The organism is Marivirga sericea (genome assembly GCF_900177665.1).
Classification (GTDB): Bacteria; Bacteroidota; Bacteroidia; order Cytophagales; family Cyclobacteriaceae; genus Marivirga; species Marivirga sericea.
The window spans coordinates 189,560-203,807 of record NZ_FXAW01000004.1 but is presented as its reverse complement, the minus strand read 5'-3'; the positions used below and the strand labels follow the sequence as shown (position 1 = coordinate 203,807).

General features: G+C 36.2%; 6 protein-coding genes. All 6 read left to right on the top strand.

Annotation, left to right across the window (positions count from 1 at the left end; genetic code table 11):
- Position 1: 1 nt before the first annotated feature.
- The 6 genes from gatA to sov all read left to right on the top strand — a co-directional run bounded on the left by gatA (position 2) and on the right by sov (position 14,213).
- Entirely contained in the window at positions 2-1,426 is a 1,425-nt protein-coding gene (gene gatA, locus B9Y84_RS10730) for an Asp-tRNA(Asn)/Glu-tRNA(Gln) amidotransferase subunit GatA (protein WP_085517101.1), read from the top strand.
- Positions 1,427-1,444: 18 nt separating this feature from the next.
- Positions 1,445-2,929 (top strand): lytic transglycosylase domain-containing protein, encoded by a 1,485-nt coding sequence (locus tag B9Y84_RS10725; RefSeq protein ID WP_085517100.1) that lies wholly within the window; start codon positions 1,445-1,447, stop codon positions 2,927-2,929.
- Positions 2,930-2,939: 10 nt separating this feature from the next.
- Positions 2,940-4,046 carry a DUF4837 family protein gene (locus B9Y84_RS10720; protein ID WP_176223772.1) on the top strand — a complete coding sequence of 369 codons (1,107 nt, stop codon included), beginning with the start codon at positions 2,940-2,942 and terminating at the stop codon, positions 4,044-4,046.
- 135 nt (positions 4,047-4,181) lie between these two features.
- A complete protein-coding gene (locus B9Y84_RS10715) occupies positions 4,182-6,461 on the top strand; it encodes an NADP-dependent malic enzyme (RefSeq protein WP_085517508.1) in 2,280 nt (759 codons plus the stop codon).
- Positions 6,458-7,051, top strand: coding sequence for a Holliday junction branch migration protein RuvA (gene ruvA, locus B9Y84_RS10710; RefSeq protein WP_085517098.1), 594 nt, complete (start codon positions 6,458-6,460; stop codon positions 7,049-7,051). Before B9Y84_RS10715 ends, ruvA begins: the two co-directional genes overlap by 4 nt.
- Before the next feature lie 121 nt (positions 7,052-7,172).
- A complete protein-coding gene (gene sov, locus B9Y84_RS10705) occupies positions 7,173-14,213 on the top strand; it encodes a T9SS outer membrane translocon Sov/SprA (protein ID WP_245830851.1) in 7,041 nt (2,346 codons plus the stop codon).
- Positions 14,214-14,248 lie beyond the last annotated feature (35 nt).

Here is a 14,248-nt window from a genome sequence, read left to right as displayed (position 1 = left end):
ATTGGAGTCCTATCACAGTCTAAAACAACTTCAGCATCAGTTGAAGCAAGAGAAGTATACCCTAAAGTCAGTTGTTGAGCATTATTTAAAGCAAATTAATGAACAGAAGCATCTTAATGTATTTTTAGATGTTTACGAAACTGAAGCTTTAATCAAAGCCGAGAATCTTCAAGAGAAGTTAGAAGCTGGAAAGCCATTAGGTAAACTTTTCGGCTTAGTGATAGGCATCAAAGATGTTTTGGTGCAAAAAGGTCGAGAAGTCAGGTCTGCTTCTCGAATATTAGAAGGTTTCGAATCCCAATTTTCAGGAACTGCAGTTCAAAGATTGTTAGATGAAGATGCTATTATCATTGGAGCTCAAAATTGTGATGAATTTGCAATGGGCTCTTCTAATGAGAATTCTGCTTATGGACCTACTTTAAATGCTACCGATAATTCAAGGGTGCCAGGGGGCTCATCAGGAGCATCGGCAGTAGCAGTTCAAGCAGGACTTTGTATGGCTTCTTTGGGAACTGATACAGGTGGTTCCGTTAGACAGCCTGCCGCTTTTTGTGGTGTAGTAGGTATCAAACCTACTTATTCCAGAGTTTCTCGATATGGATTAATAGCTTTTGCTTCCTCCTTTGATTGCATCGGAGTATTTTCCACTGTCATTGAAGATAATGCTCTTATTTTGGAAGTGATAGCCGGGCATGATGACTATGATAGCACCGTTTCCACAGAAGAAGTCCCACTTTATGCAGAAAGCCTTCAAGTCAACAAAAAAATGAAGGTTGCATACATTAAGGAGACATTAGAAAATGAGGCTTTACAAACAGAAATCAAAGAGGCTACAGTATCAAAATTAGAATGGTTGAAAGGGCAAGGTCATCAAGTTGAAGAGGTTAGATTTCCTCATTTAGATTACGTATTGCCTACTTATTACATTCTCACAACTGCAGAAGCAAGTACTAACTTATCGCGTTTTGATGGTGTGCGCTATGGATACAGAGCACCTGAAGCTTATAATATGGAAAGTATGTATAAGCTTTCGCGCACCAATGGTTTTGGAGAAGAAGTGAAACGCAGAATTATGCTGGGCACATTCGTCCTTTCAGCGAGCTATTTTGATGCCTACTATACCAAAGCACAAAAAGTACGAAGGATCATTAGAGATGAAACTCGCAATATGTTGTCGAAATATGATTTCATTGTGATGCCTACTACACCAAGCACTGCATTTCCATTAGGTGGCAAAAGAGATAATCCCGCTGAAATGTACTTAGAAGACATTTTTACCGTTCAAGCTAATGTGAGTGGTATTCCGGCAATTTCAATTCCAAATGGCACAGATGCGCAAAATTTGCCGATTGGCTTACAAATTATGACTGATGTATTCAAAGAGAGCGAATTATATGCATTTGCAGACTATTTGATGAAAGCATAATGATTATATTTACTAATTATGAGAACGATATTGAAAATCATTTTGACTTTAGGATTGTATTGGGTTTGTGCTATTTCACCTATACATGCTCAAGAAATTGATTCTCTACCTGAAACCGTTTCACCTGATACTTTTTCGATCAGCTTGCCAAGAGGCTTTAACTTTTTTGCAAAAGATACCACAGAACTGGAATTGGTTCGTTTTTCTCATCAGTATGAATTTATTCCCGAATATGAGGAGGAAACAATTAAACAAAGATTATCTCAAATAGAGAATGAAATTCCACTGACCTATAATCCGATTGTCAATTCATTTATCAGCTATTTTACGGTTACAGATAGAGATTATACTAGGAAAGTTGCAAGATTGCAGACGAAATATTTCCCTATGATAGAGCGATATTTGAAAAAGTATAATTTGCCAGATGAGTTGAAATATTTAGCAATCGTAGAGTCAGGACTAAATCCAAAGGCAAAGTCTCCGGCAGGTGCTGTGGGATTATGGCAATTTATGCCCCTTACGGGAAGAGTAGACTATGGGCTATCAGAAAACTGGTATCTAGATGAAAAAATGGATATGGAGAAATCTACTGATGCGGCATGCCGGTATTTGACCTTTCTCTACAAATATTTTTACAATGATTGGCCCTTAGCTTTAGCAGCATACAATACAGGCCCAGGCAACGTCCGAAAAGCGATCAGAAGAAGTGGATATAAAAAGAATTTCTGGGAAATTTATCCTTATCTATACAGAGAAACAAGGTCTTATGTGCCTCAATTTATTGCTATTATGTATAGTATGAATTATTTAGAAGAGCATAATTTCTTTATAGAAGAATTTGAGTATATGCCTGATTATGAAATGGTTTCTATCAATAGCTTTTTAAGTTTGCCATTATTTGCTGAACATTCCGGAATTTGTTTGGAGACTTTAAATGATTTAAATCCCGAGCTTAAACGTGGTGTTGTATCTGATAATCATCATATGTATCAATTAAGAATTCCTGCTGATCAGAAGGATTTCATTTCCGAAAATATGGATGAAATTATGCGATTTGCTAGTCAAGGAGAGGAACATTTTAATAGGTTAGCTAAAAATGAGGTAGGTAGTACCTACGGAAGGCAAAAGTTGACTTACAAAGTGAGGTCGGGTGATGTACTAGGTAAAATAGCAGAGACTTACAAAGTTAGAATTGCGGATTTAAAGCAATGGAATAATATTAGTGGAACTGTGATTAGGGTTGGACAACCATTAAATATTTGGATAGCAGATGATTTTTATGATGATGTAAATAAAAAACTTACAGCTATAAGTCAGCAGGGTGTATCTAACCAGAATGTGGCATTGAAAACAGGTGAGTATAGAGTTCAGAATGGGGATACGCTTTGGGAAATCTCCCGAAAATTTGAAGGCTTAACGGTAGAAAAGTTGAAAAAATTAAATAATTTGGAGGGAAATGGAATAAAACCAGGTCAGATTCTGAAAATTAATGAAAATTCATAAAACTAACACAATGTTAAAATTCAATAAATTATACATTTTATCGATATTTATATGCGTCTCTATTTTTTCAGTTTCGTGTGAGGATGAACGAAAAGGAGGAGATCAAGCGAAAGATTCAAATGCTAATTTGCAACAAGCGAGGGGCGAATCGGGAGAAGTTATTTTGGTCATTCCTCCTAGTCTGTGGGAAAGCGAACTGGGAAATTTACTAAGAGAAGTTTTTACTTCTAACGTAAAAGTACTCCCTCAAGATGAAAGATTATATGATTTAAAGCCTGTAGACCCCAGTAAATTTAATAGTATATTTAAAGCATCCCAGAACCTGATGTTCGTTGCGACTTTAGATAATCAAAAACCAGAGGGAAAATACATGAAGAGATATTTCACTGAGAATTCCCTAAATCAAATTGAGAAAAATCCAAGTTTGTTTTCCTTCAATCAAGAGGATGTTTATGCAAAAGGCCAAGAAGTACTTTACCTTTTTGGAAGAAATGAAGAAGAGTTAATTAAGAATATTCAAGAAAATAGATCTGGAATTAAGGAGTTTTTCAATGATAAAGAAGCTGAGCGACTTGTCTCATCATTCAAAAAAAGTGCTCAAAAAGGCATTATGAATTACATTCAAGATTCATTGAATCTGGAGCTAGTAGTGCCTTATGGATATGAAATTGCAGTAAAAGAAGATAACTTTCTTTGGTTAAGGGAATTAGATTCCAAGGAAGAGTATAATCTTTGGATTGTTAAGATGCCTTACAAAGATGAATCAGTATTCAATCCTGAAAATATTAAGGAGCTCAGGAATTCATTAGGTGAGAGATATATCACGGATAAAGATGTTGCAGATTTGCATTTAACTAGCCAAGATGAAAAGGAATTCGTCATTGATACAATAAATTTAAATAGCCAATACGCGCTGCAAATTAAAGGACTTTGGAAGTACTCCGATAATTCTAGAGGAGGCGCATTTGTAAGTTATCTTTTTGCAAATGAAGAAGCTGGTGATTTGTATTATGTTGAGGGATATTTAGATGCGCCCGGTGAAGCAAAGCGTGAACCTATGCGCAGACTGAAAGCTATTTTAGGAACTGCCAAGCTTCCTAAAAATATTAATGACTAGACATTAAAAAAACAACTTTTGCCTGTTGTTTACTCTAGTCTTTTCTAAATTTACCCTTATATTAAAATTTTTTCAAGCGAGAGAATTGTAGCAATTGTCTCGTTGATGCTATTCATAAATTTTTACAGAGTTATTATGCCAAAAAAAGTTCGCAGACAAGATGCATTAAATTATCATATGCAAGGCACCCCAGGGAAAATTGAGGTGGTGCCCACTAAAATGTTAAGCTCTCAATCGGACTTGGCATTAGCCTATTCTCCAGGAGTAGCAGAGCCTTGTAAAGAGATTGAAAAAGATAAAGAGAATGCCTATAAATACACAGCTAAAGGAAATTTGGTTGGAGTTATTTCTAATGGTACGGCTGTTTTGGGACTAGGAGATATTGGGCCAGATGCATCCAAACCAGTTATGGAAGGTAAAGGTGTATTATTCAAAAAATTTGCAGGAATTGATGTTTTCGATATAGAAATACAAGAGAAGGATCCTAAGAAACTGATCGAAATCATTAAATCACTTGAGCCAACTTTTGGAGGGATTAACTTAGAAGATATCAAGGCACCAGAATGTTTTGAAGTGGAAACCGCATTGAAACAGCAGATGAATATCCCGGTAATGCATGATGATCAACATGGTACGGCTATTATTTCAAGTGCCGCTTTATTGAATGCTCTGGAATTGGTAGATAAAAAGATTGAGGATGTAAAGATTGTAGTACTAGGCGCAGGTGCTGCCGCCATTTCATGTAGTAAGCTTTATAATTCTTTGGGAGCTAAGCTTGAAAACATCTATATGTTTGATAGAAAGGGATTATTGACTAAAGATAGGGATGATTTAAGTGAAACAGGTAGGTTTTTTGCTTCAGCAAATACTGAAATTAAAGACATAATGGATGCCATGAAAGGAGCGGATGTCTTTTTAGGTCTATCTGCTGGAAATGTCATCAATAAGAAACATATAAAAGCTATGGCAGATAACCCAATTGTCTTTGCTTTAGCAAATCCTGACCCTGAGATCCCTTATGCTGAGGCGATGGCAGCGCGAAAGGATATCATTATGGCTACTGGTAGATCCGATCATCCTAATCAAGTTAATAATGTCATAGGATTCCCTTATATCTTTAGAGGTGCGTTAGATGTAAGAGCCACAGCGATTAATGAAGAAATGAAATTAGCAGCTGCTTATGCAATTGCTGAACTAGCTAAGCAGCCCGTTCCCGAATTGATTAATAAAGCTTACGATGATCAAAAAATTGTTTTTGGTAGAGAATACCTAATTCCGAAACCTCTTGATCCTCGCTTAATTACAACGATTTCACCTGCTGTTGCAAATGCTGCAATGAAATCAGGTGTGGCCAAAACTAATATCAGGGATTGGGCACAATATGATGTTGATCTTCAAAAAAGAATTGGTGTAGATCAGAAATTGATGAATAGAATACTCACCAAAGCCAAGAAAGATCCTAAAAGAGTGGTGTTTTCAGAAGCAGACAATGCTAATATTCTGAAGGCTGTTCAAATGGTTATTGATGAGGGAATTGCTGTGCCGATTTTGTTAGGCAACAGAGAAAAAATAGAAGCACTGATTGAAACGCACCAATTGGATTTAGGTGGTGTAGACATAATTGATAACTTCCTTGATGATCAAAAGCGGAACGATTTTGGGAAAGTGCTCTATGAGAAAAGAAAAAGAAAGGGAGTTACGCAATATGAGGCAGTAAAATTAATGCGTGATCGGAATTACTTTGGCAGTATGATGGTAGAACTAGGGGAAGCTGATGCCATGATTTCCGGTCTTACAAAGGACTACCCTAAAACTATTCGACCTGCATTAGAAATTATTGGAGCAGAAGAAGGTAAGAGAGTTGCAGGGATGTATATCTTATTGACTAAAAAAGGCACTTTCTTTTTCTCGGACACTACGGTTAATACTAATCCAACCGTTGATGAATTAGTTGAAATTATTGGACTAACTGCAAGAGGAGCTAAAGTTTTTGGATTCGAACCAAGAATGGCCGTGCTATCCTATTCTAATTTTGGTAGCAGTAAAGGTGAAATTCCTGAAAAGACTGCAAAAGCCAGGCAAATAGCTAAAGAGCGATGGCCAGATCTAATTATAGATGGAGATATTCAAGCAAACATTGCTGTTAATGAAGAGCTATTAAAAGAAACATATCCTTTTAGTGAGTTAGCTGAAAAAGGAGCCAATACTTTTATATTTCCAAATTTATCATCCGGTAATATTGCCTATAAATTATTAATGGAACTGGGAAATGCTGAGGCAATAGGACCAATATTATTGGGTATGAATAAACCAGTGCATATTTTACAACTAGGTAGTTCTATTAGAGAAATAGTTAATATGGTAGCCATTTCTGTCGTAGATGCCCAAAATCATCAGATCCAGTCAAATTTATGATTTCTTATTTAAAAGGATTTTTAGTTGAACTAGAGCCTACTCACCTCATCATAGAAGTTGGGGGAGTAGGGTATCATGTCAATATTCCCTTATCCACTTTTGATGCTTTTAAAAGTCAGAAGGAGATTAAAGTTTTGACTCATTTTCACGTCAAAGAAGATGCCCAAACACTATACGGGTTTTATTTGCCTGAGGAGAGAACAGTATTTTTAGATTTAGTAGGAATTTCTGGAATTGGCCCTTCAACTGCAATTGGAATGTTATCTGCTATGAATCCCCATGAAATTAAATCGGCAATAGTAGCTGAAAACGTAAAGCAAATTCAATCGATTAAAGGAATTGGAGGAAAAACAGCTCAAAGGGTTATTTTAGAGCTTAAAGATAAGTATAAAAAAGAAGGATTAATTTCAGAATCTAGCCAATCTTCTGTAGTTTCAAACAATAGCCTACGAAACGAAGCGTTATCTGCTTTGATAAATTTGGGGTTTGCTAAAAATTCTGCTGAGAAGGTTATTGATAAGATATTGCAAGCTAATCAAGAAAATATTACTTTAGAGCAATTAATTAAGCAAGCCTTGAAATCAGCCTAAACTAAATTGTATTTTGCAAAGTAGAAGCTTTCAACTTCTTTTACGGGTAGTTTTTATTTTTTCCCTTTCTATTGGGGGGCATCAAAACCTATTCTCAAAAAGTAACGAGAATGTTTTTGAAATGTTTCAGCAAGTTCAGCAATCTCAGGATACCGTCAAATCAAAAACAGATAGTATCAAAGCTGACAGTTTACGAAAATACCAACCCAGCAGAAGACCCACCTATCAGGTTCAAGATAGATATGGCGATCCCTTTTCGAATGATTTAGGTAATAGCCCTTTATTATTGGAAGATCCTGCAGCATTAAATCTTAATGTAGAAATTGATACAGGCTTTAATTATTCCATATATGAAACTATAGGAGATATCGATTTTCGACCTACTTCATCAATGTCATATGATGAATTTTCAAATTACCAAGATGATAGAATTTTAAAGGAATATTGGAGAGAGCGTTCCTTAGGATTAGATGGGGAAAGTGCCGTCAGTGGTCGATCGTTGATTCCTCCTTTATACGTCAGCCCTGTATTTGATCGACTTTTTGGAGGAAGCTTTGTAGAATTAATACCAAACGGATTCATTACCTTAGATTTTGGAGGACGATTTACAAGGAATGAAAACCCCAATCTCCCAGTTCAGCAACAACGCTACTCAAGCTTTGAATTTGATCAGCAAATTAATATGAACGCTGTCGGTAAGGTCGGAGAAAAACTTGCAGTTACTGCTAATTTTGCTAATAATAATTCTTTTGATTTTCAGAACGATTTGAAAGTAGAATACACTGGTTATGAAGAAGAGATACTAAAGAAAATCGAAATTGGTAATGTAAGTATGCCAGTTAATAATTCCTTGATGTCAGGTGCACAAAACCTTTTTGGTGTGAAAACGCAAATGCAGTTTGGTCATTTATTTGTCACCAGTGTAGCTTCTACTCAAAGGGGAAAAGCAGAAAGCGTAAAAGTAGAAGGAGGCTCTCAAAGGCAGGAGTTTGAAGTAAGATCCTCTGATTATGATGAAAATAGGCATTTCTTTTTAGGTCACTTTTTTAGAAATAATTATGAGAGATGGTTGAATGGGCTTCCTCGAGTTAATTCTAGTTTAGATATAAGAAGAGTTGAGGTTTACATCTTAAATAGGACTGCAAATACCCAAAATTTACGATCAATAGCTGCTTTTATGGATTTAGGAGAAGCTAATCCTAACAATATCAATCAAAGTCAATTTTTAGAATCTGGTGTTTCTAATAATAATCCCACAGATAACGATGCTAACAGCTTGTGGGGTGAAATTAACAATTACAATAAGAATTACGATGTTTTCCTTAATTCACTAGAAACTTCTAGTCCATCCTTGTCTCGCACAGTTGATTATGAAATTATTAATGTTGCAAGGAAGCTAGATGCAACAGAGTATAATTTTAATAAAGAATTGGGCTATGTTTCGTTAAGGAGACAGCTTCAGAATGATGAGATGTTAGCAGTAGCATATGAATATACTTATAATGGTCAACGTTATCAAGTGGGTGAAATGGCAGAAAACTATGGTAGTAGATCTGATGATGCCGTTGTTTTGTTAAAGTTGCTAAGGCCTTCGAAGATTAACGTTGATGTTCCAACTTGGGATTTGATGATGAAGAATATTTATAATCTTCAGGGAAATCAGATTAGTCAGGAAGGTTTTCAATTAAGAATAATCTACAGAGATGATAGAACAGGCCAGGATAACCCAAGTTTGCATGAGAGTTCATTACGAGACATTCCTTTGCTTCGAGTATTTAACCTGGATAGCTTAAATCAAAATAATGATCCGCAACCAGATGGAAACTTTGATTATATCAATGGACTTACGATTAATCAGCAGGAAGGTAAAATCATATTTCCCGTATTAGAGCCATTTGGAAGCAGTTTAGATCAGCAATTTAGACCAGATGAGCAGACTTTTAAAAGTAAATATGTTTTTAATACTTTGTATGAATCAACCAAGAATGATGCACAACAGCTCACTTCTAAGGATAAATTCTTTATAAAAGGTCAATATGAAAGCGGATCATCTACTGAAATCGCATTGCCTGGTTTAAATATTGCAGAAAACTCAGTAAGGGTTAGTGCTGGCGGAACTCCTCTTCAAGAAGGGATTGATTACAGAGTAGATTATAATCTAGGAAGAGTGATTATTTTGAATGACGGAATTTTGAGTTCAGGTAGAGATCTAGATATAGATTTTGAAACTGAAGACATGTTCAATTTTCAGTCTAAAACATTGATTGGAACTAGGTTTGATTACGTTGTTAGCGATAAAATTAATATTGGAGCCACAGTGCTTCGCCATACACAACGGCCTTTAGGGGTCTCACGATATACGATTGGCTCTGAACCTTCGAGCAACACAAAATGGGGACTTGATTTAAATTATAGTGATGAAGTGCCGTTTTTAACGAAGATGGTTGATTTGATTCCATTTATTGATACCAAAGCCCCATCTTCCCTAACCCTGAGAGGAGAATTTGCTCAGTTAATACCTGGTACGAGTAGTCAAGTAGACGGGCAAGGAACGGCTTATTTAGATGACTTTGAACAATCGGTTACGGTGAATAATCTAGGTAGTGATTTTGTTAGTTGGAGTTTGGCATCCCCTCCAAAGACCGAAGACAATCGGTTCATGGGACAGGGAAAGTATGGTGAAAATAAAAAGCGAGCCAAATTAGCATGGTACAATATTGATAATACAATTTATCAAACTACAGGTCAAAATCTACCGGAAATTTCTGAGTCAGCAAAGCAAAATCACTACGGTAGAAGTGTTGCTATTCAAGAAATTTATAAAAATCGGGATAGAAATATTGGTATAAATCTTCAACAAACATTTGACATGGCTTACTTTCCAGAGGAAAGAGGGATGTATAACTTTAACAGTGACTTGACTTCCGATGGTTTGTTAAAGACTCCAAGACAAAATTGGGGTGGAATTACCCGTGCTATCACTTCTGAGGTCGATTTTGATAAAAATAATATTGAGTATATAGAGTTTTGGTTACTAGATCCGTTCATTGAAACAGAACGAGGAGTTGTAGATGATGGCTCGGAAGATGCTACTAATAATACCACAGGGGGGAAGCTTTTCTTTAATCTAGGCAGTGTCTCAGAAGATATTTTGCCTGATAATAAGCTAGCTTATGAAAATGGGTTGCCTGCCAATTATGATAATGCAGCAGAAGTAGATATTACGGATCAAGGGCGAGTCCCTTCAAATTCTCCTATAACAGATGTATTTTCAACTGATCCTAGTGCAAGAGCTAATCAAGACGTAGGACTGGATGGAATTAGAAACGATTTGGAAGGTGAATTCTATAGCGATTTTGTAAACGAAATAAATTCAAGTGCTGCTATCTCTCAAGAGGCAAAAGATAGAATATTGAGCGATGTAGCAGCCGATAACTTCAGGTATTTTCTTGGAGACGAATTTGATGAGCGAGAAGCTCCTATCATAGAACGCTATAAAAACTTTAGTAATATGGAGGGGAACACTCCGGCAGAATCAGGTGGAGAGAATTTTAATCCTTCTGGAAGCAGATATCCTGATTCGGAGGATTTGAATAACGATAAAACAGTATCAACCTTAGAGGAGTATTATGAATATGAGGTACCTTTGACAACCAGTAACCTGAATGTATCTAGCAATCCCTATATAGTGGATGAGGTAACTGCTTCCGGTGAAAATGAAAATGTAAAATGGTATTTATTTCGAATTCCGGTAAGAAATCCGACAAGAACTCAAGGTGATATACAAGGATTTAAAACCATCCGATATGTAAGAACTATTTTGACAGATTTTGAACAGCCGGTAGTTTTAAGAATGGCAGATTTCCGCTTGGTAGGTTCTCAATGGCGTAGATATGATGGATCCCTGTCGAGGACAGGAATAATTGAAACACCTGAACAGAAACCTTCTAACCTGGTGATTTCTGCAGTGAGTATAGAGGCCAATTCAGAAAACGGCCCTGGTAAAGTGCCTTATGTTTTACCACCGGGAATTACGCGGGACCAAGATATAGCAGCGGTAGCCAATCCGGTGCGTCAAAATGAAAAATCTATTCAATTATGTGTAGAAGATTTGGAGGAAGGAAAAGCAGTAGCAGCCTTTAAAAATGTGAATTTCGATTTAGTCAATTATAACACTTTGAAATTGTTTTTACATGCTCAAGGTGCAAATGTCAATGATGATGCGGTGACAGCTTTTGTAAGGCTAGGTACTGATTTTGATGATAATTATTATGAAATTGAAATTCCTCTTAAAATCACACCTTATCAAACTACTGATCCGAGAGATATTTGGCCATTGGAAAATGAAATTGATTTGGATATCAACAGACTTTATGAATTAAAATCAAGAAGAAATCGCGTGTTGGGTAACCAAAATATTCTATTACCTTATTCTGAGCAGTTTGGTAAATATACACTGACTGTGAGGGGGAGACCAGATATGAGTTCTTTACAAACTATGATGGTGGGGATTCGAAATCCGGATGGTGGAACGACACTACCTCAAGATGTTTGCGTTTGGGCTAATGAAATGCGAGTGACCGATTTTGATCAAACCAATGGTTGGGCTGCTAATGCCACAATAAATGCCAAACTAGCTGATTTTGCTAATATTACTATGGGGACTAATTATTCTACAGTTGGCTTTGGTGGAATTGAACAAAATATTGCGCAAAGATCTCGGGAAACTATTCAAGCTTATGATATCTCTGCAAATTTTAGTTTAGGAAAATTTTTTGGGGACGAGTCAGGAATTAAAATCCCAACATATTTAGGCTATCAAACTTTCACATCAACCCCATTTTTTGATCCAAGAGATCCTGATATTCCTCTAGTTGCTGCGTTGCAAAGCTTTGAAACAGTCGAAGAGGCAGAAGCTTACAGAAATTTAGTGATTGATCAGGAAGTAAGAAGAAGTATCAATTTTACAAACGTCAGAAAAGAACGCAAACAGAGCGATAAACTCGTCTTACCTTTTGCTATTTCTAATTTTGATTTTACATATGCGTATAGTGATATTAATAGGAGTAACTTACAAACGGCAGTTTTTGAAACACGGAATTACAAAGGCGCAGTAGGTTACAATTACGGATTTCCTAATGCCAGTATTGCACCTCTTAAGAAAGCTAGTTTTTTAAATTCTCCTTATTTGCAATTAATTCAAGATATTAATATTAATCCTTTGCCTTCAACTTTTGGGGTACGTGCTGATTTGGATAGGAGTTACGTGAAAACTCAGTTGAGAAATGACAGACTGGGAATTGAAGGGATAGAACCTCAATTCCAGAAGGCTTTTACGTTAAATAGGAGTTATAACTTAGATTGGAATTTAACAGAGAATCTAAATGTAAACTATTCTGCAAGAGCATTTTCTATAATTGATGAAGAGGCGGGAGAAATAAATACAGAAGCTAAGAGAGATAGTATATTGACTAATCTTCAGAATTTAGGGAGAATGAAGAATTTTGACCAGAGCGTTGTAACGGGATATCAAATACCTTTAGGAAAGATTCCTTTTACAGATTGGGTTTCTGCTGAGGCTCGTTATAAAGTTGATTTTAACTGGACTTCGGGTTCTTTAAATCAGATTGACACTTTAGGTCACTTGATTCAAAACAGTAGTGAATGGGGATTGAATTCGCGATTGGATATGAATAAGCTCTACAATAAGGTAAAAATTCTGAATAGAATTAATAACCCACCACGACTAAGGGCTAATGAACAAGATACCACCTGGACTCAACCAGGGGCACCGATAGTGAAAGGGTTTCTTAAACTACTCATGTCATTGAAAAACGTCACCGGTAGTTATTCCGAACGGGGAGGTACCTTACTACCAGGTTTTAGAAATAGAGCCTATCTTTTTGGTTTAGATTCCTCTTTAACAGCTCCTGGTCTACCTTTCATTCTAGGAAGTCAAGACCCCAATATTCGATACAGAGCTGCAGAAAACAATTGGTTAGCTAGGTCAAACTCACAATCAAATTTTTATACACAATCCATTACAAAAACGCTTGATCTGAAAGCAACGCTTGAACCAGCAAAAGATTTAAGTATCCAGTTGGATGTTAATAGGACCATAAATGAAAATTATAGTGAGTTATTCAGGTTTAGTGATCAGGAGGATGCTTTTGTAAATCTGACACCAACACGAAGTGGGAATTATATAATGAGCTACAATATGATCAATACATCATTTGTAGCAACTGATGAAAATAATTCTCCTCTATTTGAAGAGGTCCGTCAAAACAGAGAAATACTAAGACAAAGATTATCTGCTAATAATCCGAATGGGGGTGAATATCAAATCAATCACCAAGATGTTTTGATTCCTTCTTTTTTAGCAGCTTACTCAGGGACGTCCCCTAATGAAATTAAAACTAATCCATTTCCGAAATTACCATTACCTAATTGGAGAGTCGATTATAAGGGACTATCTAATATTAAAGCAGTTAAGGAAGTTTTCCCGAGTGTAAGTTTAAGTCACGCCTACGTATCTACTTTGACTATTAATAATTACATTAATAATGCTTTTTACAACGCGGAGAGTCAAATAAACCTGAATAACAACATAGAAAATTATCCATTACCATCCGTTGTTTCTGACAGTGGATTTTACTTGCCAGTTTATACAATAGGTCAAGTGCTAATTTCTGAACGCTTCTCACCCTTGATTGGTGTAAGCTTAAGAAGTTCAGGAAGATTAACTGCAAAATTCGAATACAAAAAGGAAAGGAATGTCGCTCTAAGTACTGAAACATCTCAAATCACAGATCAGAAAAGTAATGATATAGTAATTGATATCGGTTTTACGGACCCAAATTTTACGCTACCCTTCAAAGTAAAAGGAAGGACGGTATCATTAGATAATGACTTAACCATGCAGTTAAGTATAACTGTAAGGGATACAGAAGTGGTTCAACGTACTCTAGACGATGGACGAAATGTTTTGGTGGATGGTACAATAAACTTCCAACTTCGCCCGACAGTAAATTATACAGTTAATGATAGGCTAAACCTGAACTTTTATTTCCAAAGAAACTTCAATGAACCCAGGGTTCAGAACTCATTTCCAACCACAAATACGTCCTTTGGTGTACAAGTTCGCTTTGGATTGCAATAATTATTTTTGCATCCGAAAAAAGAATGTAATTTTGG

What these genes read in the sequence shown, in the direction of transcription:
- B9Y84_RS10725 (WP_085517100.1), top strand. Translation starts at nt 1,445, where the DNA reads ATGAGAACGATATTGAAAATCATTTTGACTTTAGGATTGTATTGGGTT.
- B9Y84_RS10720 (WP_176223772.1), top strand. Translation starts at nt 2,940, where the DNA reads ATGTTAAAATTCAATAAATTATACATTTTATCGATATTTATATGCGTC.
- B9Y84_RS10715 (WP_085517508.1), top strand. Translation starts at nt 4,182, where the DNA reads ATGCCAAAAAAAGTTCGCAGACAAGATGCATTAAATTATCATATGCAA.
- ruvA (WP_085517098.1), top strand. Translation starts at nt 6,458, where the DNA reads ATGATTTCTTATTTAAAAGGATTTTTAGTTGAACTAGAGCCTACTCAC.
- sov (WP_245830851.1), top strand. Translation starts at nt 7,173, where the DNA reads ATGTTTCAGCAAGTTCAGCAATCTCAGGATACCGTCAAATCAAAAACA.